Annotated in this window: 22 protein-coding genes and 1 pseudogene; 17 read left to right on the top strand and 6 right to left on the bottom strand. The window is 70.6% G+C overall.

What is annotated here, in order from left to right; genetic code table 11:
- The first annotated feature begins 26 nt into the window (after window positions 1-26).
- On the top strand, window positions 27-761 hold the full coding sequence (locus ABC766_RS08600; RefSeq protein ID WP_345821830.1) for a DUF4396 domain-containing protein: 735 nt from the start codon (window positions 27-29) through the stop codon (window positions 759-761).
- Between the two features lie 12 nt (window positions 762-773).
- On the opposite strand, the gene ABC766_RS08595 is transcribed toward ABC766_RS08600, so the two are convergent.
- From ABC766_RS08595 to ABC766_RS08585, 3 genes are all read right to left on the bottom strand, one after another.
- Entirely contained in the window at window positions 774-917 is a 144-nt protein-coding gene (locus ABC766_RS08595) for a hypothetical protein (RefSeq protein WP_331302640.1), read from the bottom strand.
- 364 nt (window positions 918-1,281) lie between these two features.
- Window positions 1,282-1,566: a metalloregulator ArsR/SmtB family transcription factor gene (locus ABC766_RS08590; protein ID WP_331302639.1), complete on the bottom strand. Its 285-nt coding sequence runs from the start codon at window positions 1,564-1,566 to the stop codon at window positions 1,282-1,284.
- Between the two features lie 265 nt (window positions 1,567-1,831).
- Entirely contained in the window at window positions 1,832-2,977 is a 1,146-nt protein-coding gene (locus ABC766_RS08585; protein WP_345821829.1) for a DNA-binding protein, read from the bottom strand.
- 407 nt (window positions 2,978-3,384) lie between these two features.
- On the opposite strand from ABC766_RS08585, the gene ABC766_RS08580 reads away from it, so the two are divergent.
- The 14 genes from ABC766_RS08580 to ABC766_RS08515 all read left to right on the top strand — a co-directional run bounded on the left by ABC766_RS08580 (window position 3,385) and on the right by ABC766_RS08515 (window position 18,913).
- Window positions 3,385-4,161: a hypothetical protein gene (locus tag ABC766_RS08580; RefSeq protein WP_345821828.1), complete on the top strand. Its 777-nt coding sequence runs from the start codon at window positions 3,385-3,387 to the stop codon at window positions 4,159-4,161.
- 17 nt (window positions 4,162-4,178) lie between these two features.
- Window positions 4,179-4,496, top strand: coding sequence for a hypothetical protein (locus tag ABC766_RS08575; protein ID WP_345821827.1), 318 nt, complete (start codon window positions 4,179-4,181; stop codon window positions 4,494-4,496).
- A gap of 434 nt (window positions 4,497-4,930) precedes the next feature.
- Complete coding sequence (locus ABC766_RS08570) at window positions 4,931-5,959, top strand: hypothetical protein (protein WP_345821826.1); 1,029 nt, start codon at window positions 4,931-4,933, stop codon at window positions 5,957-5,959.
- Window positions 5,960-6,047: 88 nt separating this feature from the next.
- Window positions 6,048-6,482 carry a hypothetical protein gene (locus ABC766_RS08565; protein WP_345821825.1) on the top strand — a complete coding sequence of 145 codons (435 nt, stop codon included), beginning with the start codon at window positions 6,048-6,050 and terminating at the stop codon, window positions 6,480-6,482.
- Between the two features lie 54 nt (window positions 6,483-6,536).
- Window positions 6,537-7,328 (top strand): metallophosphoesterase, encoded by a 792-nt coding sequence (locus tag ABC766_RS08560; RefSeq protein ID WP_345821823.1) that lies wholly within the window; start codon window positions 6,537-6,539, stop codon window positions 7,326-7,328.
- A gap of 84 nt (window positions 7,329-7,412) precedes the next feature.
- On the top strand, window positions 7,413-8,180 hold the full coding sequence (locus ABC766_RS08555) for a hypothetical protein (protein ID WP_345821822.1): 768 nt from the start codon (window positions 7,413-7,415) through the stop codon (window positions 8,178-8,180).
- A gap of 46 nt (window positions 8,181-8,226) precedes the next feature.
- Window positions 8,227-9,357 (top strand): AAA family ATPase, encoded by a 1,131-nt coding sequence (locus ABC766_RS08550; RefSeq protein ID WP_345821821.1) that lies wholly within the window; start codon window positions 8,227-8,229, stop codon window positions 9,355-9,357.
- A gap of 119 nt (window positions 9,358-9,476) precedes the next feature.
- Complete coding sequence (locus tag ABC766_RS08545) at window positions 9,477-10,325, top strand: hypothetical protein (RefSeq protein WP_331302635.1); 849 nt, start codon at window positions 9,477-9,479, stop codon at window positions 10,323-10,325.
- 119 nt (window positions 10,326-10,444) lie between these two features.
- Window positions 10,445-11,326, top strand: coding sequence for a 3'-5' exonuclease (locus ABC766_RS08540; protein ID WP_331302634.1), 882 nt, complete (start codon window positions 10,445-10,447; stop codon window positions 11,324-11,326).
- Window positions 11,327-11,841: 515 nt separating this feature from the next.
- A complete protein-coding gene (locus ABC766_RS08535; RefSeq protein ID WP_345821820.1) occupies window positions 11,842-12,414 on the top strand; it encodes a hypothetical protein in 573 nt (190 codons plus the stop codon).
- Between the two features lie 178 nt (window positions 12,415-12,592).
- The gene (locus ABC766_RS08530) at window positions 12,593-13,603 is read left to right on the top strand and encodes a hypothetical protein (protein WP_345821819.1); all 1,011 of its coding nucleotides are present in this window, start codon (window positions 12,593-12,595) and stop codon (window positions 13,601-13,603) included.
- Window positions 13,604-13,608: 5 nt separating this feature from the next.
- Window positions 13,609-15,735 carry a hypothetical protein gene (locus ABC766_RS08525; protein ID WP_345821818.1) on the top strand — a complete coding sequence of 709 codons (2,127 nt, stop codon included), beginning with the start codon at window positions 13,609-13,611 and terminating at the stop codon, window positions 15,733-15,735.
- A gap of 89 nt (window positions 15,736-15,824) precedes the next feature.
- Complete coding sequence (locus tag ABC766_RS08520) at window positions 15,825-16,973, top strand: AAA family ATPase (RefSeq protein WP_345821817.1); 1,149 nt, start codon at window positions 15,825-15,827, stop codon at window positions 16,971-16,973.
- A complete protein-coding gene (locus ABC766_RS08515; RefSeq protein WP_345821816.1) occupies window positions 16,970-18,913 on the top strand; it encodes a TniQ family protein in 1,944 nt (647 codons plus the stop codon). The genes ABC766_RS08520 and ABC766_RS08515 overlap by 4 nt, the downstream gene beginning before the upstream one ends.
- 196 nt (window positions 18,914-19,109) lie before the next feature.
- Here the strand turns inward: ABC766_RS08515 and ABC766_RS08510 are convergent, their stop codons facing one another.
- Entirely contained in the window at window positions 19,110-19,283 is a 174-nt protein-coding gene (locus ABC766_RS08510; RefSeq protein WP_331302628.1) for a hypothetical protein, read from the bottom strand.
- A 740-nt stretch (window positions 19,284-20,023) separates the two neighbouring features.
- Between ABC766_RS08510 and ABC766_RS08505 the strand changes: the two genes are divergently transcribed.
- Both ABC766_RS08505 and ABC766_RS08500 read left to right on the top strand, forming a co-directional pair.
- The gene (locus ABC766_RS08505; protein WP_331302627.1) at window positions 20,024-20,809 is read left to right on the top strand and encodes a DNA-binding protein; all 786 of its coding nucleotides are present in this window, start codon (window positions 20,024-20,026) and stop codon (window positions 20,807-20,809) included.
- A 109-nt stretch (window positions 20,810-20,918) separates the two neighbouring features.
- Window positions 20,919-21,242, top strand: coding sequence for a metalloregulator ArsR/SmtB family transcription factor (locus ABC766_RS08500; protein ID WP_345821815.1), 324 nt, complete (start codon window positions 20,919-20,921; stop codon window positions 21,240-21,242).
- A 5-nt stretch (window positions 21,243-21,247) separates the two neighbouring features.
- Here ABC766_RS08500 and ABC766_RS08495 read toward each other — a convergent pair whose 3' ends face one another.
- Both ABC766_RS08495 and ABC766_RS08490 read right to left on the bottom strand, forming a co-directional pair.
- Window positions 21,248-22,564 (bottom strand): ATP-binding protein, encoded by a 1,317-nt coding sequence (locus ABC766_RS08495; RefSeq protein WP_331302625.1) that lies wholly within the window; start codon window positions 22,562-22,564, stop codon window positions 21,248-21,250.
- A pseudogene (locus ABC766_RS08490) lies at window positions 22,561-23,178 on the bottom strand (response regulator); the annotation flags it as partial. The pseudogene ABC766_RS08490 and the gene ABC766_RS08495, both read right to left, overlap by 4 nt.
- Between the last annotated feature and the right edge of the window lie 9 nt (window positions 23,179-23,187).

Here is a 23,187-nt window from a genome sequence, read left to right as displayed (position 1 = left end):
CACGGGCATTGCCGAAAGGGTGCCGCATGTTCCCGGAATGGTTCCACGCAGTCTCGATCCTGGCCCTGCTGCTCGGGGCGGCCTGCTCTCGGTTGCTCTCGGTCCAGGTGATCCGGCACCCGCAGCACATGACGGTGATGAACGTCGTCTGGCCGGTCAGCGCCCTGTTCGGGACGCTGGTCGTGGTCTGGGCCTACTTCCGCTACGGACGGCTCGCGACCATGGAGGCGCACCACCACGCCGAGGAACAGGGCGAGAAGCCACCGAACATGACCGGCACGCCGTTCCCGGTGATGGTCGGCAAGGGCGCGCTCCACTGCGGCAGCGGCTGCATGCTGGGCGACGTCGCCGCGGAGTGGCTCGCCTTCCTGGTGCCGACGGTGGCGGTCTGGTTCGGCTGGCACTCGCTCTTCGAGGAGAAGATGTACGCGGTCTGGGTGCTGGACTTCGTCTTCGCCTACGCGCTCGGCATCGTGTTCCAGTATTACGCCATCGTGCCGATGCGAGGCCTCTCGCCGGGCGAGGGGGTAGTGGCGGCCGTGAAGGCGGACACGGCGTCGCTGATCGCCTGGCAGGTCGGCATGTACGGCCTCATGGCGCTGGTGCAGTTCTGGCTGTACCCGCACCTGGCCGGGCAGCGGGCGCCGGTGAACTCGGTCGAGTTCTGGTTCGCCATGCAGGTCGCCATGGTGGCGGGATTCCTGACCAGCTACCCGGTGAACTGGTGGCTCGTCGGCTCCGGCATCAAGGAGCGGATGTAGAGCGCCCGGCGCCTACCGGCGGATCAGGACGAGGTAGACGAGGATCGCGCACGCGACCGCGAGCATGGCGATCCGGTAGCCCGTCTCGTCTTGAGGGGACGGCTGCGGCTCGGGCCCGATGGCGGCGAGGCATGTCGGGCACCGCGATGCATCCAAGCTGACCGGCCGTCCGCAGCGATGGCACTTCGATAGGAGCATGGCCCGCCGTCCACCGGCCGGAGCCGGAACGTCAACGCGGCGTCGCCCGGCCGAGCCGCACTCTTCGCCCATGCCGCCTGTCAAGACCGCCGCCGCGACGGTCTCGGATGCTCAGGTTAAGGCGCCGGGAGCGTGCGGAGAAGTACGTCCTTCGCGTTAGGACGGCGCGATCTCGGGTGCCGTGCCATGGCCAGGGAGGTGCCGGGCGAGATCCCGCGTCTTCAGGACTTCCGGCAGCGTCCCCCGAGGCCTCCACCGACCGTCGCGCAGCCACGGAGACCCGCGGGCGTCCATAGGACCTTCCGCGGGCGCGCCCATGCCGTTAATCCTCGCCGAGATCCTCAGCCAGGAATGAGACGAGGCTACGCATCGCGGGTTGGACCGCGCGGGACAGCAGTGTCGTGGCCTGACGCTCCTGCACGGCCAGACCCGTCTCGATCAGGCGACGCAGGTGGTGGGACAGCGTCGAGGCCGGGATGCCGACGCGCCGCTGGAGCTCCCCGACCGGCAGACCCTCCTGGCCCGTGCCGGCCAGTGCGCGGTACACCTTCAGGCGGACCGGGTTGCCGAGAGCTTCGAGTTGCCGGGCCGCGAGTTCGATGTCCATGCAGCCGCTATGGCGCAGGCTTCGAACGTCCGCAATTCGTATTTCCGGTAATTTCGAATAACACGTGGATGGTACCGGCCCTTTCCACATCGGCCCCAATCGAGGATGCGGTCGCGTCCGCCGCTCCGCCCCCCTCAGATCGGCCCGGAGCCGGAACGCGCGGTCCGCCGGAACACCGAGCAGCTGCGAGGCCCACCGGGCAGGGACGTCGCGATACGCAGGCAACGGGCCGGTCGATCGTCACCGGCGAAGTCGCAGGCACCGCTCACGCCCCGATGGTCCCTTTCCCCTGGGCGGAGCGCCGGCCGGCTTGTACCCCGGTCGCCGGGGCCAGGCCGTCCCATGGTCCGTCGCACGGGATGGCCGCGAAACGCCCATCGGCAAGCTCACGGAACGGCCTGCGCTCCTTGATGCGCTGGCGCAGCTTCCACCGGAGGAGACCGGGCGTGAGCCCCTGGAAGCGCCGCGCCGCGTCGACCCGCCCCGGCTCGATCCCGGCCAGCACCGCCTCCGCCGTCTTGGGTCCATCCCGGCAGAGGAGGGCGTGGACCTCGCGGATGACTTCGCGCCAGAAGCGCCGGCCGCTCGGCGCCTCGACCCGTTCCGCGGCGTGCGGCCCCGGCGGCGCAGCCTCCTCCGCCTCGGTCCCGGCGAGGGCGAAGCGGTGGCCCACCACGGCCAGGCCATCGCCATCCTCCGCCATCCGCAGCAGGTGGTAGCGCAGCCATGCCGGCGTCAGCGGGAAACCCATCCGCGCGCCGTCCGCCTTCAACGACGCCGGCAGCGCCTTGAACAGCGGGTGGATCGCCAGGGGCCCGCGCTGGCCCACGACGCTCTCGACCGCCTCCCACACTTCCCTCCAGAAGACGTCCGCCTCCCGCGCGAGCTTCCCCCCGTGAGCCGCATCGACGAGCCCGACGCCCTCGCGCCCGGAGGCCGCGGGCCGCCCCTCGGGCGCTGGGTCTCGGAGCGCCCCCGTGGCGGGAGCGGGCGCGGCGGCGCGCAGCCGGTCCAACTCGGCTTGCATGGCTGCGATCCGCTCCTCCAGGAGGTCGACCCGAGACAGCGCCTCGTCGAGCACGTCCCGCTCCGTGGCCCTACGCTGATCCGCCTCGACGAAATCGGCCAGCCTCGCCCGTGCGGCCTCGACGCGCGCCATCTCAAGCAGTTCACGCCCGATGGTCCCGAGGCGTCGCCCGAACGCCTCCGGCAGATCCGCCTGCTCGATGACGGGCCGGTAGTCCTCCCGCACCTTCCACCGCGCCAGCGACCGGGCGATGTCCCCGAAGGAGCCTCCCCCGAGCTCCTTCCTGACCGTGCGGACCGAGACGCGCTCCTTGACGCCGCCGGGCGGCGCCTGCCTGACCCGTATGCGGTCCGCCGCCTGCCAGACCTCGTTCTCCGCGACCATGACCGCCGTCCCCGCACGATCCGGGCATTCTGCGGGCCGCCGATGAAGAAATGGTCGTCGCGCGCGGCATGGGTCGGGTCGGTCCCGGTGGGACGGCCGTCGGCGTTCGTTCGAGGTCGGGAAGGCGCGCCGGATGATGGCTCGATGCGCCCCCGGAGTGCCGCCGCCCTAAGCGCCGCCATCCCGGTCGCGGAGGTTCGCCGGCCCGCCACCGCCGCGCGGCCTCACGCGCACGGCGACCGCGCCAGCCCCGACCCGGAGGGCACCGACGCTCACCGCACCCGATGGCGATCCGGCCGAACGGCAGAAAGCCCAGGGATCCGGTAACCAGCTTATTCCTTATTTCTTGAATTATAGAAATAGACGTGTCAAGATTCCAACGATGCAACGGCCTACAGGAGGACGCCGTGATCGCAACCATCCATTCCGATGACCGTACCGGCCTGCTGGCCGCGGCCCTGGTCGCGGGCGGCCTCGCGGCCACCGGCGGCCGCCCGACCGTGGTCGCCGTCGCCGCCAACGGGGCCCAGGCCTGTGGCCTGGCGCGCCTCGCGGGTCCCTTCGACCTGCTCCGCCCCGACCCGCGGGACGTCGCGACCGTCATGTCCGGGTTGGCGACGCGTCGGGCCGGCGACGTCGTCGCGGTGCTGCCCACGGACCTGCTCGGCGGCAACGGGACGGACCGTCGCGACCACGTGCGCCTCGTGGCCACGGCCTGTCGGCTGACCGCGGCCCAGGCCCTCCACGCGAACGTGTCGGGCGCGTGGCACCTGCGCTGCGACGACGGGCCCGGCCACCCGGCCTGGCGCAAGGCCCCGCGGGTGCTGCCGCTCCGCCTTCCGCGGCTTTCACCGCTCGAACAGGTGCGCTTGCTCGCGGGCGACCTCGACGCCGCCGCGCGGGATATGGCGGTCGCGCTGACGGCCACCCTTCTGGCACTCTCGGCCGACCCGCATGCCGAGCGCTTCGAGGCGGGCGACCTGGCCGCGCTCCTGGCATCGGCGGACGTGGATGGGAACCTGCGCGAGCGTCTCCTCGACTGCGCCGCCGCGCTGGGCGACCCGCGCCCCCTGGCCACCCCCTTCGGCATCGCCGGGCGCGCCTCGGCGCGCGTCCGCAGCACCCATCCGGAGCCGGCGCCCGCCCGGCCCCGCGCCACGCAACCCGCCCGCCTGCGCGCGTGATCGAAAGGACCTGAGCGATGACGAGCCACACCAAACAGAACCGCGCCGCGCCCGCTCGCGGGCCGCGCATCGCGGCGCCCGGATCCGGCCGGCCCGGTCGCTCGGGAAGCGCCCGGCGCGCGCGCGCCGGGGCCGCATCCCCGCGTGCCCGGATCTTCCGCCTCCCGATGCCGGTGGCGCACCCAAGTCGATCGGCGAACCCCTACGAGGAGTTCTACGCCCTGTCCGCCGAGGGGGTCGGCCTGCTCGATCCCGGCTTCGACGACTGGGACGCGGACCCCCGTGTCCTCGTCGGCCTGTCGCCCCGCCTCGGAATCGGGCGCGACGACGCCTGATCGCCAAGGGATCAAGGTCCGGTCCCGAACGGGATCCTTCCTCGGCCCAACGATCTCGCCGAACGTCTCGCCCGCGGCTCGGAACGCCCTGAGCGGGACGTCATGCGCGAGTCGGACGGGAACGCGTAACGAGTAACGTACCCCGTTACGCGTTACAGCTCGACGAACCCCGGGTCGGCCGGGTCGCACGACGCCGCGCCAGGCGCCGGCATTCCACCGTCAGTGCTTAGGTATTCGTGACGTCCGAATACATCGGCGTGCCAGTAAAATTAACCATCAAGCGATGGCCTGAATTGATCTGCTGAACAAACTGCTGTTATTTTCCGCCTTTTTGCCTTAAGATTCACAAATCAATCAAACGCATCCGGCCATGCGCACCCGGTGGACATTCCACCGGGCGCGTCCGCGTCCGGATTCTGTCACGGAGATCGCCCTTGATCGCAGCCTTCTTCGGCACCGCCGGTCGGACCCACGCCGCCTACGCCGCGCTTCTGCTCGCGGATGCGTACGGGATCCTCGGCCAGCCGGTCACCCTCCTGCGCGTGCGGCTACCCGAGGAGGCGCCGCTGCCGCGGCGGGCGATCACGGAGGAGGGGCTCACCGTGAGCGAGCGCGAGGCGCGTGACGCCCGGGAGGCTGGCGCCATCGCGGCCGAGGCGGTGGCCGGTGAGGGGGACCTCATCCTCGACCTGCCCGCGGTCTGCCTGGCCGACCTCGGGCTGAGGGCGCGCATCGACGCGTTGGTGCTGCCGGTGGGCCCGACGCCCCTCGACGAGCATGCCGCGGCCGCGGCGCTCGCGGGCATGGAGCCGTCGGTGGAGTTCGGGCTCGATCTGGTCCCGCCGCCGTGGCTCCTCGGCTGCGGGCGCAGCGGCGGGGCGGCCGCGGCCGACGCCTTCGGCCACCGCATGCGCGGGCACGAAGCGCTCCCGCCCGGCCGCGGCCGCGTCCGCGCCTTGCCCATGGTGGTACCGGCCTTCGGTCGCGCCGAGGCCGAGCGCATCGCCGAGGGCGACCGCACGAGCCGCAGCCTAGCGGCATCGGTGGGCCTGCTCGCGGCCCTGCGCGCCGCGGCCTCGGACCGCCACGCCGACGCGGTCGATCCCGCGGCTTATGCCGCCGCCCTCGGCGTCGACGCCGAGCAGGCACGCGCCCCGGACGAACGCGAAGCCGGCGACCGGCTGCGCGAGCTCGCCGACGAGCTCCAAGGCATCCGCGACCAGGTGAAGCCCGCGCCGGCGGACCTGCGCGACGCCCCGCGACTGGAGCGCTGGCGGTTCACGAGCCGATCCGTGAGGGTGCTCACCGGCGAGGTCTTCGGGCATCCGAACTTTACCGACGGCCGCCGCATCACCACCAGCGATCTCTACGCCTCGGATGGCCGGCGCTGGGCGCGGACGTTGTCTAGGTATTTTATCCTAGGTCAGCCCGACGCTGCCGCCGGGCGCCCCGAACGGCACTAGCCCTCCGCCATCCAGTCCGACGAAACCTGCCCGTGCGCCGCGGCGCGCGGGGGCGAGACGTATTGCCCATCGCGAGCCCGGAGGACGCATGCGCGCGAACGACGACCCCCATCCCCTCGACCGGCCCCGCATGCGCCGCAACGCGTCCCGGGAATGCCACCCGCTCGCGCTCTGGCGCACGGTACGGCTTCCGGACATCGGGGCCGAAGCGATCAATAGGGTCCGCCGGGCCCTCGCCGGCGACGTCTGCCTTCACCACAGGTCCTGGCCCGCGGCCAGGAGGGGCGACGCGGCGGCGGCCATCGCCGTGACGCTCGACCTCGCCCGGGGTCGCGCGCCGGACCCCGCCGTCACGGACCTCGCGCTCTCGGCGGTGCTCCTCGCCGCTTGGGGAGGTGACGCCGCCGCCCGGGTCGTCCTCGGCCATGTCCGCGCCGGCCCGCGGCCGCGCCGCCAGGTCGCCGGTCCTCGGAGCCGGGTCGGGGTCCGGGCGCCCGGACGCCGGCCTGCGCCGCGGCGGTGAGATGCGCGGCTCCACGACCATCGAGATCACGTCCCAACCGGAGGAGTCGATCACTTGCGGATCTGGATCTTCAGCGACCTGCATCGCGACCTTTCGCGGGCGCCCTGGACGCCCGGGCACATCCCCGATGCCGACGTGGCCGTCGTCGCCGGCGACGTCGGGCAGGGCCTGGCGCGGACGGTCCTCTGGCTGGCCGAGGCCATCCGGCCGCTGATGCCGGTGGTGGTGGTTCCCGGGAACCATGAATATTACTCCGCGGCCATGGACGAGGAGCGCGTCCTGGGACGCCGCGCCGCGGAAAGGCATGGCGTGACGCTCCTCGACGACGACACCGTGGAGGTCGGGGGCGTGGCCTTCTCCGGGGGTACGCTCTGGACGGACTACGCGATCGACGGCGCCGGCGGCCGTCGCCGGGCCATGGCGGTCGCGCAGGCCGGCCTCAACGACCACAGGTGCATCGCGAAGACTAGGAATCCCGGCTGGCAGACCTTCCGGCCGGCGGACGCGGCGGCCCTGCACGCCGTGACCCGCGGCTTCCTGGAACGTGCGCTTCTGGAGCGGGACCCGCCGGACGCGCGGGCGCGACCGCATGTCGTGGTCACGCACCACGCCCCGGCCCGCGGCTCGCTCGACCCTTCCTACGCCGGCAGCCCCCTCAATCCGGCCTTCGCGAGCGATCTCGGCGACCTCATCGCCGCGGGCCGGCCGGACCTCTGGGTCCACGGACACGTCCACGCCTGCCGCGACCATCGCATCGGCCCCACCCGGATCCTGTGCAACCCGCTCGGCTACGACGGCGAGAACGGCGGCTTCGATCCCGGCTGCGTCGTCGAGGTGCCGTCGTAGGCCGCGCACCGGCGCCTCGTTCAGCGATCCGGAACGCGGCGCCTCCCGGTCCAGCACATCGACCCATTCCCGGACGAGGCGACTATGGCCCATCTCTCCTTCCTGCGCGACGACCTCAACGAAGCGGAGACCGGTGACGTCGCCGCCGACGAGCGCCGGCCCGCGACCGAGACGCTGGCGATCTTCGCCCTCGAAGCGGCGCTCTCCCCCGCCCAGCGCCGCCGCATCGCGGTCGACCCGGCCTTCGCCCTTATCGTCCAGGTCCCGGCGGCGGATTGGGTCGAGCCGGTTCGCGACGCGTGCACGCGCTTCGCGGAGTGGGGTTTCGTGGCGGCGCGCAGCGGCGCCTCGCGCAGCGAGGATCGCCCGGACCGCGGAAACGATAGGGTGGCGAGCAGTCTCTCCCGCGGGGACCGGGTGCTCGGGGTCTCGCAGTCGCCCGCGCGGTTCCTGCCGTCGGCCCTCCTGGCCGCGGCGGACCTGCATGTCCGCCTTCCGGGTGCGACCGATGCCGTGGTCGCGCGGGTCGTCCAGGCCGCCACGGGGCGGCGTCCGAAGCTGCCGCCCGGGATCGCGCGCGGGCTGGACTTCTTCGAGGTCGCCGCCGCCGTGCGCGGGGCGACCGCCCAGGCCTGCGTCGCGCGCCTCGCCGCGGCGGCGCGCTCGAAGGCCACGGCCGATCCGAGCGTCGGCTCGGCCGCCGATTTCGCCACCCTGGTCGGCTACGGCGAGGCCCACGCCTGGGGAACGCGCCTCCTCGACGATCTCGCGACCTGGCGCACCACCGGCGAGCCCGCGTTCCACAGGCTCGACCGTCACGTCGCCCTCAGCTCCGCGCCCGGATTGGGGTAAATCGTCCTTCGTGCGGGCGCTCGCGAAAGCGGCTGGGGTGCCGCTGGTGGCGACGTCCGTCGCCTCGTGGTTCACCGGCTCCGACGGGTATCTCGGGGGCGTTCTGAAGGCCTGGGACGCCGCCTATGCGAACGCCTGCGCGCTCGCACCCAGCATCCTCCTGATCGACGAGGCGGACTCTATTCCTAGTCGGGAAAAAATGGACGACCGCGCGCGCGAGTGGTGGACGCCGCTGTGCACGAGCATCCTGCTTGGCTTCGATGCCCTTGACGCGCCCGGCGCCCCCGAGGTCTGCATCATCGCGGCGACGAACCATGGCGCTAGGCTCGACCCGGCCTTGATCCGTCCGGGCAGGCTCGGCCGCGTGATCGAGATCAAGCCGCCTTGCGCCGCCGAGCTGGCGCTGATCTTCCGGCAGCATCTTGACGACGGCGAGCTGCCCGACCTCGACCTGGGGCCGCTCGGCATCCTCGCGCTCGGCGCCACCGGCGCGCAGGTGGCGGGCTGGGTCTCCGAGGCCCGCGCCGTCGCGCGCGCCGCCGGCCGCCCCCTGCGCGCGGGCGACCTGTTCGAGCGGGTCGCGCCGCCTGACCGGCGCAGCGCGGCGGACCTGCGCCGGAGCGCGTATCACGAGGCCGGTCATGGCTTGGGCTTCGAGCGGACCGGTTCCGCGCACGTCGTCCAGGTCGACCTCGTTCAGCGCCGGGATTCGGTCGGCGCCACGTCCGCGGTGCCCGGCCTCGGCCCGTCCCCCACCCGGAAGGAGATCGAGGGCCTCGTGGTGGCGCTGCTGAGCGGGCGCGCGGCGGAGATCGCGTTCCTCGGGGAACCGAGCGCGGGTGCGGGCGGCGATGTCGCCTCGGACCTCGCGCGCGCTACGACCCTGCTCGCCGGCGCCCACGCGTCCCTCGGCCTCGGGGAGGGGCTCGCCTACCGCGGGGCCCCGCACGAGGTGGCGGTCGGGCTGACGCTCGATCCCAGGCTCCTGGATGCGGTGGAGCGCGATCTCGCCCGGTTGGGCAGCGAGGCGCTGGCCCTCGTGGAGGCCAACCGCGCCGTCGTCGAGGCGGTCGCCGAGTTGCTGGTCGAGGGGCGCGTCGTGTCCGGCGACACGCTTCGGGCGCTGATCGCCGAGGCGGACCAAACCCGTGCCGCCCGCGACGGAGGACATGCGTGATGCTGGACGTTCCCCATCCTTCCGCTCGGGTCGAGGTGCCCGCGCCGGGCGGGCCGGTCGGCGCCGGCATCGAACCCGGCGCCGTTTCCTTCGGACCGGCATCATCCGAGCCCGTTCCGATGCGGCTCTGGATCATGTCGGACCTCCGCGTCGATCTTGCGCCTTTCGACCTGCCCGACACGCCCCCTGACTTCGACGCCGTCATCGTAGCCGGCGGCATCGGTCCCGGCCTCTCCCGGTCGGTGCGCTGGCTCGCCCAGGCGCTCGACGGGCATCGGCGCGACCGGCCGGTCGTGCTCGTCCCGGGTCCGGCCGAGTTCCTCGACGGCGTTCCGGTCGCGGAGGCGCTCGCCGAGGCCGTGCCGCTCGCGCGGAGCCTGGGAATCGCGCTCCTGCACGATGCCTCCGTCCGTCTTGGGGATCCCACCTCGTGCGGCATTCATGTCCTCGGTGCGACGCTGTGGCCGAGCTTCGCCGTCGACGGGGCGGCCAACGAGCGGCAAGCACGGGCCCACGCCCGCCACCGCTGGTCGGTCAGGGCCCGGGCGACAAGCGCACCGGGCGTCCCGTTCTATCCGCACGATGCGGCCGGCGGTCATCATCGGTCGCGCGCCTACATCGAGGACGCGCTCTCATCCGTCGTCGCCGGCGGCTACGGCCACACGCCCGATCCGGTCGTCGCCGGCATCCGCGGCGGCGACCGCGCGGTGGTCGTCACCGCCTATCCTCCGTCGCGGTCGTGCCTGCCGCCGACCCTCGCCCGGCCGCTCCTCGATCCGTGGCGCGTCTGCTGGCACGTGTCGGACCTCGACGGCGTGATGGAGGCGTGGGGCGCACCGGTCGCGTGGGTGCATGGCCAGGTGCCCGCGGCCTGCGACCTGCGGATCGGGCGCACCCGCGTTGTCAGCAACCCGCACGTCCGCGACCCGACGGCGGGGTTCGATCCCCGCCGCACGATCTTCGTCTGAACCGACCGCCCCGGAGATAGCCTATGAGGTCCGATGAGCGCGCTCCGCCGTCCCATCCCCCGCGCGATCACCTTACCCGGGAGCAGCCTCCCGCAACGTCGAGCGCGGAGGTGGTTCCCATGGAGGCCGCGCGCCGACCGGCGTCGCGCCGGGCCGAGGCCGTGCCGGCGCCGGAGGCACTGCTCGTCGTCGACATCGAGACGACGCCCGACGAAACCCTGCTTCCCGCCGATTGGCCCAACGACAAATTCCCAAAAATTGCCTGGCACCGGATCGTCGCCATCTCGTTCGTCGAGGCCGACATCCTGCGTGACGCCGCTGGCGGCCGCGAGGCGTACCGGTTCGCCGATTGTCGCAGCGGAGGCGAGGAAGGCTGGGGCGAGGCGCGGCTCCTGAGGGGCTTCTGGAAGCGCTTCTCGTCGCGGGATTATCGGTGCGTCTCCTGGAATGGGCGGTCGTTCGACATCCCCGTCTTGCTCCACCGCTCCATGCTGCATGGCGTCGCCGCGCCGAAATGGTTCGGCCAAGGAACGCGGTGGTCGGGCTACGGCACGCGGTACTCGGGGGAGTGGCATGCGGACCTGATGGACATGATGTCCACCTACGGAGCCTCGTCACGCCTCACGCTTGATGAGGCCTGCGCCATGATCGGACTTCCCGGGAAGGGCGGCGAGCACGGGTCGCTGGTCTCCGACATGGTCGCGCAGGGCGAGATCGGCCGGGTGCGGAATTACTGCGAAACTGACGTCCTGAACACCTACGTCGTCTACCTCCGCCATCAGCACCTGAGCGGTTGCCTGGACGCCTCATCGCACGACGACGCCGTGCGCGGCGTCATGGATTTCCTGCGGCGCGAACGCACTGGGCGGCCGCACCTCGGCCGGTTCCTCGATGAGTGGCAGAAGCCGTCGTCCCAGCGCTCGGCGTTCGTCGGCCGCCCGGGCGAAAGATACGCCGGCGGTGTAGCCGGGGCACCGCATGCCGTCGTCCTCGAAGCGTAACTGCCGGTAGCGCGACGAAGAACTGGCCTGACACTCCTGTCCCGGCGGAGGTTCGGGATCAAGGTTCGCTCGGCCTTTCCTTCAGGCGAGGACCTTGACACCCAAGGATCGCCAATCCGGTCCTTCAAGAATAGGATAAGTAATCCTTAGGTCTTGGATTGCGGCTCCATCGCTTTCAGGCCGCCATCACCGTTCTATCGGATAGGCACGACTGCTCAGCGACGTATGTCGCTTGACGAACGATCATGAAAACTCGATGATGGTCTTTCGTGGCCGCGTCGGTTGGACGATGCGTGTCGCGCCGAAGGGGACGCGCGGCCCTGCAAGACCGCGCGCCCGTTTCGGAACGTCCCGCCGCCGGCGCAAAAGGTTCTTCGACAGACTGCGCTGGCGGCACCCTAACGAGCCTGGAGAGCCACGCCCGAATCCGGTCCGAATCACCCTTATGCCATGCTACCGCAGGCATAGCAAGTCCTTCTGTCGGATTTTCGCGTGGCTCCCTGTGAGGAGCCACCATGAACCAGCAATCCAGCGCCACCGGCACTCCTAACTTGGGCGAGGGCCCCGACCTCCGCCTTGTCGTCGGTATGGTGCACAAGACAGCGATCGCCGAGGAAGGGGTCGCCCTGCCCCTATGGATGGCGGTGGCGCTCGACGCCGACGACTGCCCGGCCGCACTCGGCCTGTACCGGGAAACGCCGACCGTGGGCGATCTCATGATGCTCCTCGGCGACGGCCCCGCCGACGCCGACGGGCTCGGGCCGCAGTGGACCTGCCGGGCGGCCGCCGCCGTCATCGTGGACCACGCCGTCCTCTGGCAGGCCCACGCGATGCGCGGGTGGCTCGCCGAGCGGGGAACCGCCGTCTATGCCCAGTCGCCTGCCGGGCCCGACAGGCAGCGGGTGCAGCAGAGCTTCTCGGCCATCGCGCGGTCGATCGGCGCCGCCATCAAGCGCGGTGCCGCCGGTCGCGACGCCAACGGCGCCGCGCTCGTCACCCCGGAGGACGCGGTCGCGGCCACGCGGGAGTGGCGTGCCGCAATCGATGCGGAAGTGGAAGCCTCGAAGCTCGGGCAGATGTCGCGGTAGCGAGCCTCCCTTGATCGCCCGGCCGCGCGGAAACGTGGGCCGGGCGGGTCGGCACGACGACCTCCGCGATGACCCAAGTTTTCGACATCCGCAGCCTTCCGACCGATGCGGTCTCCTGCCCGAAAATAGGCCACCAGCGATGAAGACCCGACCCCCCATCCGCGCCATGGAGAATTGCTTGCCGGGCGAGCGGCAACGCCTATTCCCGCCCCATGAGGTCAGCGCCCCCCCGCGCGGTGCCGAGCGGCTGATCGGCGAACCCGGCCCGACCTTAAAGGACGGGAACGCCGAGCCTTCCATGCTCGGACGGGACATCGCGGTAAGCGCACACACGGATGAGGCAGCGCTGCGCGCCTACTTCCAAATACTTGCGCACGCCGCACCGCCGCCGCCGCTGGCTCGGCGTCGCCCGGTGCCCAACGAAAGGTCTTGGCCATTGCCCGCGGTTCGGCCGCATGCCCCTGACGCCCGCGTGCTCTCGTGCCATCCGGCCTTCACGGCGCGGTTTCCGGATGTGCCGGTCCGGCGCATCGGTCGCTCGTCGCGCTCGGCCTCGCGCGGTCGCCAGACCCGTTTCCCGAGCCTCAAGGCGTGCCGGCACATGCGGCTTCGGTCGACGCTGGAGTACCGGCATGCCCTGCTGTGTGAGTTGGACGGCGACGTCACGTGGTTCTGCGAGGAGCCGGTCGTGATCCGCTACAGGCTGGGCGACCGGCTCGCCACGCATCGCGTCGACGCCTACGTCCAGGCAACGCAGTCAGGCGAGTTCGTCGAGCTCAAATACGAGGACGACGCGGCCAGCGCCGAGAACGAAGCCCGTTGGCCGTGGATCGCCCATGCGGTCAACTCGATGGGCCTCGGCTACAGGGTGCTCACGGAGCGCCACGTCATCGACTCGCTCCGGGCCGAGACCGCGCTCGCGGTGTTCGAGCAGCGGATGACGCGCCTCCCGGAGCCGACGGACATCCGGGCCATCGTGGACGCCGTCACCGAGCGGGGAATCGTGTCCGCCGGCGACCTAATCGCCGCCTTCGCGGATTGCCTCGACCTCAATACCGTCTTCGCGCTCGCGCGGCACGGCCACCTTGCCGTCGACCTAGGCGTCGCGGCCGGGCCGGAGATGGGGGTGCGGCGAGGGACGGGTCCGTTCCGAAGGATCGGGTTGGCAGCGGGAGGGGACCGGTCATGAGGAAGGTGGAACTCGGACCGGGAGCGGTCGTCCGGTTCGAGGACGGCACGTACGAGCTCGTCGTCGAGCACGATGTCGACGGCGTGTCGCACTGGCAGGCGAAGTCGCTCGCGACCGGCATCGTGATGCCGCGCCGCTCGGACGAGGTGCGCCGGGCCTACGACCAGGGCGAAGCGACCCTCGACAGCCGATTGGAGCCGGAGACCGAGGAGGAGAGGCGTCGGCGGCGACGCAACCATGGCGTGCCCCTGTCCGACATGCCGAAGCCGGCGCAGATGCGCATCCGCTACCGAAAGGGTGTCATCCGGGAGGTCCAAAGACGCATCGCACCGGGCTCCGCGCACGCGGTGGTCGCTTGGGTCGAGCGCAAGGGCAAGATGCGTCCGATCACCGCCCTCGACCGCATCTGCGCAGAGGTCGGTTCCGAGCAGGGGATCGAGGTGTATGGCACGCCAAAGCCATGCAGCGCGGCGTCGTATTACCGCTGGCTGTCTATCCTTGGGGAGCACGAAGACCAGCGCGATTTGCGTGGGGACTTCGATAAGCGGGGCAGGACGCCACAGGTCGATCCCCTGGTGACGGCGGCCATCAAGCGCGTTATGGCCCGCCTGCTCGAAGCCTCGAAATACCGGCGTCAGGTCGGCGGCAAGGCCGTCCTCACCATGCGCGAGATCATGGATGCCTCGCTGAAGGAGGTGAAGGTCGAGCGCCTGAGGCATCCGGAACGGCCGCTGAAGCTGCCTGATCGGTCGACGTTCTACGTCTATTACAACCAGTTCCCGGCACAGCTGCGCAACATCGCCAAATACGGTGCGACGCGAGCGCGCTCGATGCATCGCGGGCCAGGCGAGGGGGGCGCTCCCGAGGCGGCGCTTTCCCACCTGCAGTTCGACGAGACGAGACTGCCGCTCTTCGTCGTGCACGACACTCTCGGCATCCCGCTCGGACGTCCGTGGCTGGCGATCTTGGTGGACGTCTACTCGAACTGCATCGTCGGCTTCTACATCGGGTTCGAGCCGCCCGGGGACCTCGTCCTGTCCGCCACCATGCGGCACGGCTGCCTGATGAAGTCGTACGTCGCGGAAAAGTACCCCGACATCCGAAACCCGTATCTGGCGGGCGGCGTCGGTCGCTTCTACACGTTCGACAACAGCTTGCAGGCGCACGGCGACTCGATCCTGCAGATCACGTCCGACCTCGACGTGCCGTACGATTTCACGCCCCCGCGCTGCCCATGGGTCAAGGGCGAGGTCGAGGGCGCATTCGCCGTCGCCAACCAGACCTTCCTCCAGGAGATGCCGGGCTACGTGCTGTCGCGGGAACTCAAACTCGACAAGCACGACTACGACCCGACGGCCAACGCAGTGATCGGACTGAGGCACCTGCTCTGGCTATGGCACCATTGGCTGCTGGACGTCTATCACGCGAACGCGCCCCGCAACGGCATGAGGATGAGCCCCAATGAGCGGTGGCTCGAAGGGACGCGCCGGGTCAAGCCGGCCTTCATCGAACGCGGCATGGACTTGGACTTCCTCTTCGGCATCGTCCGCGAAGGGCGCCGGCTCGATAACCGCGGGGTCGTCTACGAGGGCCTGTACTACTACTCGGACGGCGTCGACATCCTGCGCCGCCGGCGGGGCGCGAAGCTTCTCGTCAAGGTCAAGGTCAATCCGCTGAACCTGTCCAAGGTCCACGTCTGGGATCCGGACGAGGAGATCTGGATTCCCGCCTACGCCCGGGACCTGGCCTATACGGAGGATCTCGACCTTCATCGCCACACACTGCAGCGCCGCCACTCCGACCGCCTTTCCGGACGCGACGACCTTGAGGGCTGGATCGAGAGTCAAGCGCACTTGCAGAGCCTGATCGCCTCTTCGGCCGGGGACGCGCTCGGCACCGGGATCCAGTCGAAGATCGCGCGCGCGATGGGCCTCGGGACGCCGCGCGTCTTCGCCACGCTCGACCACGATGGCCGGCTGCCTGTCCTCGTCGATCCGACAGGCCGCCCCGCGCTACCGCCCCCGGCGGCAGAACCGGGACGGCCGGCGTCACCCCCGGCCATTGGTGCCGGTCCGACCCGACGGCGTGAGATCCCCGTCTTCAGGTCGAATAAGTCGCTCGGCCAATCCTAGCGGGTCACGGGCGCCCCTTGGTCCGGGGCCCGGCAGCCAGCCTGTAGCGGCTCGCAGCCCGAAGTCGCATTCCCTCTGAAGGAGACCAGATGACCGCCAGCACGCCGCGCCGCCGCAACATCCACCGGGAGATGCACGCCGCTTTCGTGGAGCATCCCAATTACCAGGCTGTCGTCCAGGAGATCGAGGACGCCCTCGACCTCTACGAGGAGGATGGCGAGGTCGCGACGCTGCCCTGCATCCCCGTGGTCGGTCCTTCGGGAGTCGGCAAGACGACCGTGTTCAAGCAGATCAAGGCGGCCTATCCCCGCGTCAAGGACGACCGGCGCGTGCAGATGCCCGACGGCACGGTGATCATCGCGGACCGCGTCCCCTTGCTCTGCGTGACGCTTCCCGCGGCGAGGATCTCGGTCGAGCGATTGGGGCGGGAGATGCTCAAGGAGCTCGGCGACCCCCATGCTTCCCTCGGGAAGCCGGAGGGTCTGGACGAGCGCTTGGACCGATTGACACGAGGTTGCGGCGTCAAGGGCGTGCTGATCGACGAGGGGCAGCGCGTGGTCGACCGCGCGGGCGTGCTGACCGCCGAGAAGCTGATCGATTGGATCAAGGACCGGCATGCGAACAACAATGCATGCTTCTTCCTGTTCGGCCTCAACCGGATGAAACCCCTGTTTGAGCAGGACGGGCAGTTCGACCGGCGTTGGGACGTGGAATTGGAGATGACGCCGTACGTTTGGGGCGACGACGCGGACGAGGACCTTTCGAGCCGTGACGCCTTCATCGGGTTGCTGGCGGGCCTCCGGGCCGAGTCGCCCGTTCCGTTCGCGGAGGAGGTCGACGTGATGGACGACGAGACCGCGAAACGCTTCTTCTACGCGTCCAGGGGCCTGACAGGGGGCCTCAAGAAGCTCTTGACGCGGGCGATGCGCATCATCCTCGCGCGGAGCCGCGAGGCCGGGCGAGCCAAGCCGCCGCCGGAGCCGGTCATCGATCTCGCGCTCCTGCGGGAGGCGTTCGACAAGGCCTTCCGGACGCAGAAGGCGAACGAGAGGCTGATCAACCCGTTCGGTCCGCAATGGGACGGCCGGCTTCCGCCCGCCATCGCCGAGGAGAACTACGTAACGGCCACGGCGAAGGACAAGCGGCGCAAGGATAAGCTTCGCAGGGCGCGGAACACCCGCGACAAATCGACGAAAGCCGAGCGCAAGAACGCATTGGCGGAGGCGCTCACCAAATGAAGGCGATCCGCGACAGGCTGGCGGCCCGCGCTCTTCCGGCGCACGGCCAGACGCTGCATGCATTCGTGCTCCGTCTCGTCGAGGCGAACGCGCATCCCGGCTCGGCCTGGATCCGGCGGCTTGCCGGCCTGCCGCATACCTTCGCCACCCGACCTTGCGACCTGGCCGGGCTGGAGGCGGCTCTCGGCGGCGCGGTGCCGGCGCCGGAGCTTGCCGCCCTCGCCAGCTGGCCCGGGCCGGACGGCCGGATAGGGGTCGAGGGGACACGCATGTCGCCGAGTTTGTTGGACCTCGTCCGGGCCCGGGTCTGCCCGTCCTGCCTGGCGGAGGGCCATCGCCTTCGGCCGGCCTGGGACTGCCGCCTGCTCACGGCGTGCACGCGGCACGGGCTCCGTCTCGTCGACCGATGCCCGGACTGCGTCGGGCCGCTGAGCTGGGACCGGCGCTCGGCAAGCCGGTGCCGCTGCCGTGCGGATCTTGCGGTTGCGCCGGCCGCGACCGCAGCCGCGGGAGCGCTGCCCTTGCTCGTCACGTTGGAGGGGCTGCTCCGCGGCGATCGGCAGGGAAGTCGGCCGCAGGGATTCGCTCCTGTCCCGACGTTCGATGCCGCGGCCCGGCTGGCCTGGTTCACCGGCACCGCGTCGGACGCCGGTCAGGATTGGCGCAGCCGTTTCATTTCGAGACCCGAGACCGCGGAGACGGAGGCCGTCATGGGGAAGGCCGCGGCTGCGCTCCTCAACTGGCCTGCCGGCGTCGGGCCGTGGCTCGATGGCATCCAGGCCCACCACGGCGATGAGGGCCTTCGTCGCACCATGCTGCGCATGCGCGCCGCCCTGGACGACGCGGTGTTTCGCGGCTTCGTGGACGAGGTGCGCCAACAGCTCTCTAAATTTCCGGGACGGCCGGCGAAGGGCTGGGCCGCCGTTCGCGGCGAGGAGCTGGAACCGACTTGGCTCGACGCCACGGCGACGGCCACGCGCCTCGGCACCACCGCTGCCAAGGTGGCAACGATGTTGGAGGCAGGCCAGCTCGTCGGCCGCTTTCGCCGCGTGGGCGGGCGCCGGGAATTCCGGATCTGTGCGGCATCCGTGGCGCGAACCGGCGAACGCCTCACCGCATCCTTGACGCCTGAGGCGGCGGCGGCTCGGCTTGGTATCTCCCGGCATGCGCTGGAGGACCTGCGCCATGCGGGCCTGTTGGCTTTCGTGCGGCCATCGTGCGGGAACGGTATCGGCAGCGCCTATAGTCCGGAAGATACGGATGGATTGGTCGCCGGGATCGCGGCGTTCGCGACGCCGGGCGGTCCCTTGGGCGTCACCTCGCTCTGTCGGGTGAACCGCTCGAAGCATCGCAAGCTGTCCGAGGTGATTCAGGGTATCCTGCAAGGAGTCTACCCCGTCCATCGATTGCCTGGCTTCGATGGCCCATTCTCGCTCGCGGGATTTGGTGTGGCGCTCGACGCCGTATGGGGCACGCGTCTGCACGAGGACGGCAGCCGGTCCCTCGACGTCCGGCGCGCGGCCAAGGCTTTGGGGCTGGCGACGCGGATGGTGCCGATTTTGGTACGCGCCGGATGCCTCCGGGCGGCGGGCGGCGGGCATCACGGGCGCCTCGCCAGGAACGGCGTGGATGAGCGTTCGGTCCGGAATTTTCGAAGGGATTACGTGATGGCGAGCGCGTTGGCACGACGGCACGCCACCAGCACGCAAGCGGTCGTCCGCATGCTAGACGACGCCGGCGTCGCCCCGGTCGTACGCTCGGATGCGGCGCGCGGCGTTTCCGCAGTCTGGCGCGCGATCGACGTGGCTGGTGGCCTGCTTCCCGACGCGGCGCAACGAGGCACAGGCGCTGCTGCGCCTGGAAGGCGTCGACGACCCAGGGATGTGTATCCTACCTCGAAGCCGGCATCAGCGCGGATGCCTCGCCGCCGAACAGGCTGAGTCGGAGCGCTAAGTGCGATCAACGCGGCGTGCGTCAGCGAGCCGCTATCGACCGTCAGGCGCGACCACATGCGGGTTGTTCGAGGCCAACGCCCTGGTCGTCGCGCTGACGGAATGGTCGACCAGCACGTCCCCGGTCGCCGAAAGCTCGCGGCAGGGCGCGACCACGTCGTCGGCATAGCCGTCCGAGCATGGCTTACCTCTCGACGTCGTAGGCGGACAGGTCCGATCCGCCGGCGCCGATGTGGTCGAACGGCACCGTGCGGTATCGGTCCTCGAAGGCAGGGGCCACGAAGCGCCACAGGTTATGGTCGATGCCGGAATCTTGGGCGAAGACAATTGCGGTCCCATCGGTGCCGGCCTGCCTCACGTTGTGTCGTCGAATGACCGACGAGCCTGCCCACGCGGAACTGCGCCGCACGCTTGACGAGCTGGACTAGCTCGTCGACTGCGGGAGAATGGCCCGAACGGCACCGCATGGGCCGAGGGGGCTGCCTGCATGGGCGATGAGGCGGCCTGCTGGGCCTCCTCCTCATCGAGGATGGCGTGGTACTGCTCCACCGCCTTGGCGGAGCGTCTCTTCAGGCCTTGGATCATCGCGGCCTCCGAGCGCGAGGCAGCCGGGCGCGTCCATCGGCGCCGGGTCAGCCCTCGCGGGGGTCGAGGTCGGGGCGGCGCTCGACGCGCCGGTGAAGACGTGCGGCCGGGGTGAGCCCCGCCGCGGGCACGGCAGCGTGTTTTCGGAGGGAATGGGGTCTGGTCATCGGGAGGCTTCCGTCAAACGGGCTCCCGGTACGCGCGACGATGCGCGCGGCTAGCCGCGGGAGGAATCGGCGCCGGTCGGCACGGGGATCCCCGTCCGGTTCGCCGGATGCTTATCGTACGCGAACATGTTTGCCTAAATGCAGGTGAACGGCGTGGTTCGCAAGTAGTCCCGAAAAGGATTGCGGGGACAAACGCCGCGCATGCTTAATTCGGCCCGCCGCGAACGGGTGCCGCATACTTCGGGGACGCGGGAAGGAAGCGGGAAGCGCTTCCCGCTTCCTTCCCTTCGTTGGTGCCTCTTTAACGGCGGACCCCACATCATTCCGCAAGAGCAGGGATGCGAGCATGCCGACAAGGGAGCAGGTCTGGGCCTCCGCGGACCACGTCCAAACGACGGGCGAGCGCGTCACGCAGAAACGCGTGCTCGATCACCTGCGAGCGGCGGAGATCGGCTGCACCGAAAGAACCATCGACGCCCACCTGATCGCATGGAAGGCTACGCGGAGTTACAACCCGCGGCTGGCGGTGCTGGACCTTCCAGGGCCGCTCTCGACGCGCCTGGCCGGTTTCATGGAAGGCCTGTGGGACGCCGCCATGGCCGAGGCGAACGCCCGCCTGGAGGAGCGCCGGGCCTACCTGGAGCGGGAGCGAGAAGCCGCCGGCCAACTCCTCAACGAGACGCAGATCAGGGCCGAGGAGACGGCACGGGAAAACGAGGCCCTCCGGGCACGCCAGGTCGTCAAGGACACGACGACCGCCGCCCTCCGCGCGGAGGTCGTCGCGCTCCGCAAGGAGGTCGCCCACCTCCGCAGGTCGGAATTCTGGGACCACGTCATCCGCGAGATCGCGGAGATCCTGCCGGAGAAGGATTGGATGTCCATTGAGGAGATCGTGCGCCGGCTGCCGCCCAGTCTGGCCAAGGAGGCGCTCGTCCTGGACAAGGCGCTGACGCCCGGCCGCGTCAACCGCCAGATGTTCTTGCGAGATCACCACTCCCGCTTTTTCGAGAAGAAAAAGAAGGAAGCGCTCTACAGGAAGCGTCCGGGCTGGACGAGCATCACGTCGCCGACGGGAAAGAGACGCAATGCGTCCGCGTCGGCCGAGGCGACCGCGGGCGTCGACAATGCGTAGGGCCGGACCGGCGAGGCGGGCGGGACACGTCGGTATGGCGAGACGGAAAGCACACGCTATATTAGGATCAGCTAAATAAGCTGGGATCATCGATTCAGGAACGACACCGATGGACGCCGTCACACCGAGCGAACCGATGCGGCTCCAGGACAAGGCCGGCGACGCGGCGCGCCTGCTCCGTCTTCTCGCCAACGAGAAGCGCCTGCTCATCCTGTGTCTGCTCATGGCCCGTGGCGAGATGGACGTGACGAGCCTCGCCGAGGCGGTCGAGCTCAGCCAGTCGGCCCTGTCGCAGCATCTCGCCAAGCTCCGCGAGGACGGGCTGGTCGCGTACCGCCGCGAGAGCCAGACGCTCCACTACAGGCTTGAGGATCCCCGCGCCGCCCGGGTGCTGGCGACGCTCAAGGATATCTTCTGCCCGGAACTCTGCTGACCGCATCAGGCGCGGAGGATCTCCGCCTCAAGCCCCGGGCGATCCGGCCGGTTGCGCAGCCGCAGGGACAGGCCGCTCCGGCGGGACGCCATCTCGGCGATGGCGAGGCCGAGCCCGCTCCCCGTCGCGCTCTTGTGGCGCCCGCGGAAGAAGCGCGTCGTCACGTGGGGCAGTTCCTCGGCGGGAATCCCGGGGCCCTCGTCGCGCACGAGGACGCCCTCCCCGCCGGGTCGCGCCAGCCATTCCACCGTGCCGGCTTTCATGTGCTGTACGGCGTTCTCGTGCAGGTTGCGGACCGCCAGGCGCAGGCTCTCGGGATCGGCCCGTAGGGAATAGCCGCGCAGGCTCGGGTCGATGAGGGTGCGGACCCCCGGCGGCAACCGCATGCCGTCGACGGTCTCGGCCACCAGCGCACCCACGTCGACCTCGGCCAGGGCCGTCGTCTCCCCGGCAGCGTCGAGCCGGGCCGCGTCGAGCAATTGCCGGACGAGGCGGGTTGTGCGGTCCACGGCCGCCAGGATCTGGCGCAGCGCCGCCTTGGCCACGTCCGGGTCGGTGGTGGCCATGGCGACCTGGGCCTGGGTCTTCAGCCCGGCCAGCGGCGTGCGCAACTCGTGCGCGGCGAAGGCCGTCACCTCCCGCTCGTGCCGGCGCGCCGCTTCGACCTTGAGGAACAGGCCGTTCAAGGCATCGGCCAACGGCCGCACCTCGGCGGGGGCCCGGCCGGCATCGATGGCGCTCATGTCGTCGGCGTCGCGGCCTGCGAGGTCGCGGGCCATCCGGCGCAAGGGGCGAAGGCCCCGCCCGAGGCTCGCCCAGATCAGCATCCCGAGGAACGGCACGACCAGAAGCGCGGGGGTGACGAGGCCCATGATGAGATCGGTGACGAGGCGCTCACGCAGGCCCAGGCGGTCGCCGACCATGACGCGCACGCCCTTCTCGGCGTCCTCCACCGTGAACACCCGCCAGGTCTCGCCGTCGACCTCGCGCTCGGAAAAGCCGGCCGGCGCGTCTGACAGGCGCCGCTCCGGGGCCCCGCTCGACCGCGCGACCATGCGCCCGTCGAGGGACCAGATCTGGCAGGAGAGCTGCCGCTCGTAGGCGGTCGGCGCCGGGAATGTAGGCAGCGTCCCGTCGGGGGCCGTACCGCCGACGGCGCCCACCAAGGAGCCGACCATGCGCGCGGCTTCCTGCAGGCGGGTGTCGAGGACCTGTTCCACCTCGCGCTTCGAGCCAAGGTAGATCCAGGCGACCGCGCTGAGCCAGATCAGGCCGGTCGCGAGGAGCAGGGTGGCGAACAGCCTGACGCGCAGGGATGTCATGCCGGCGCCCTCATCCGGTAGCCGAGGCCGCGCACCGTCTCGATGGCGTGCTTGCCGATCTTGGCCCGCAGGTTGTGCACGTGGACCTCCACGGCGTTGCTCTCGACCTCCTCCTGCCAGCCGTAGAGGCGCTCCTCCAACTCGGCCTTGGAACGGAGGACCTCCGGGCGTTCCATGAGGGCTGCCAGCACCATGACCTCGCGCCGGGACAGGCCGACCGGCACGCCGTCCACCGTGACGGCGAGGCTCCCGGGGTCGAGCCGGATGCCGCCGTGCTCCAGGAGCGCGGCGGCCCGCCCCGAGGCCCGCCGGACCACTGCGCGGATGCGGGCCGAGAGCTCGTCGAGGTCGAAGGGCTTGCCGAGGTAGTCGTCGGCGCCGCCGTCGAGCCCGGCGATCCGGTCAGCCACCGCGTCGCGCGCCGTGAGCAGGACGACGGGCGTCCGGTCCTTCCGGCGGCGCAGGCCACGCAGCACGTCGAGACCGGAGCCGTCGGGGAGCATCAGGTCGAGGACGATGGCCGAGAACGCGCTCGTGGCGATGGCCGCCTCGGCGTCGGCGCAGGTCGCGACGCAGTCAACGGTCGCCCCGCCGAGGCCGAGCCCCGCCCTGAGAGTCTGTCC

The sequence above is a fragment of the Methylobacterium fujisawaense genome (assembly GCF_039619325.1).
Classification (GTDB): Bacteria; Pseudomonadota; Alphaproteobacteria; order Rhizobiales; family Beijerinckiaceae; genus Methylobacterium; species Methylobacterium fujisawaense.
Note: the sequence above shows the minus strand (reverse complement) of the source record. Positions and strands in the feature narration are given on the sequence as shown.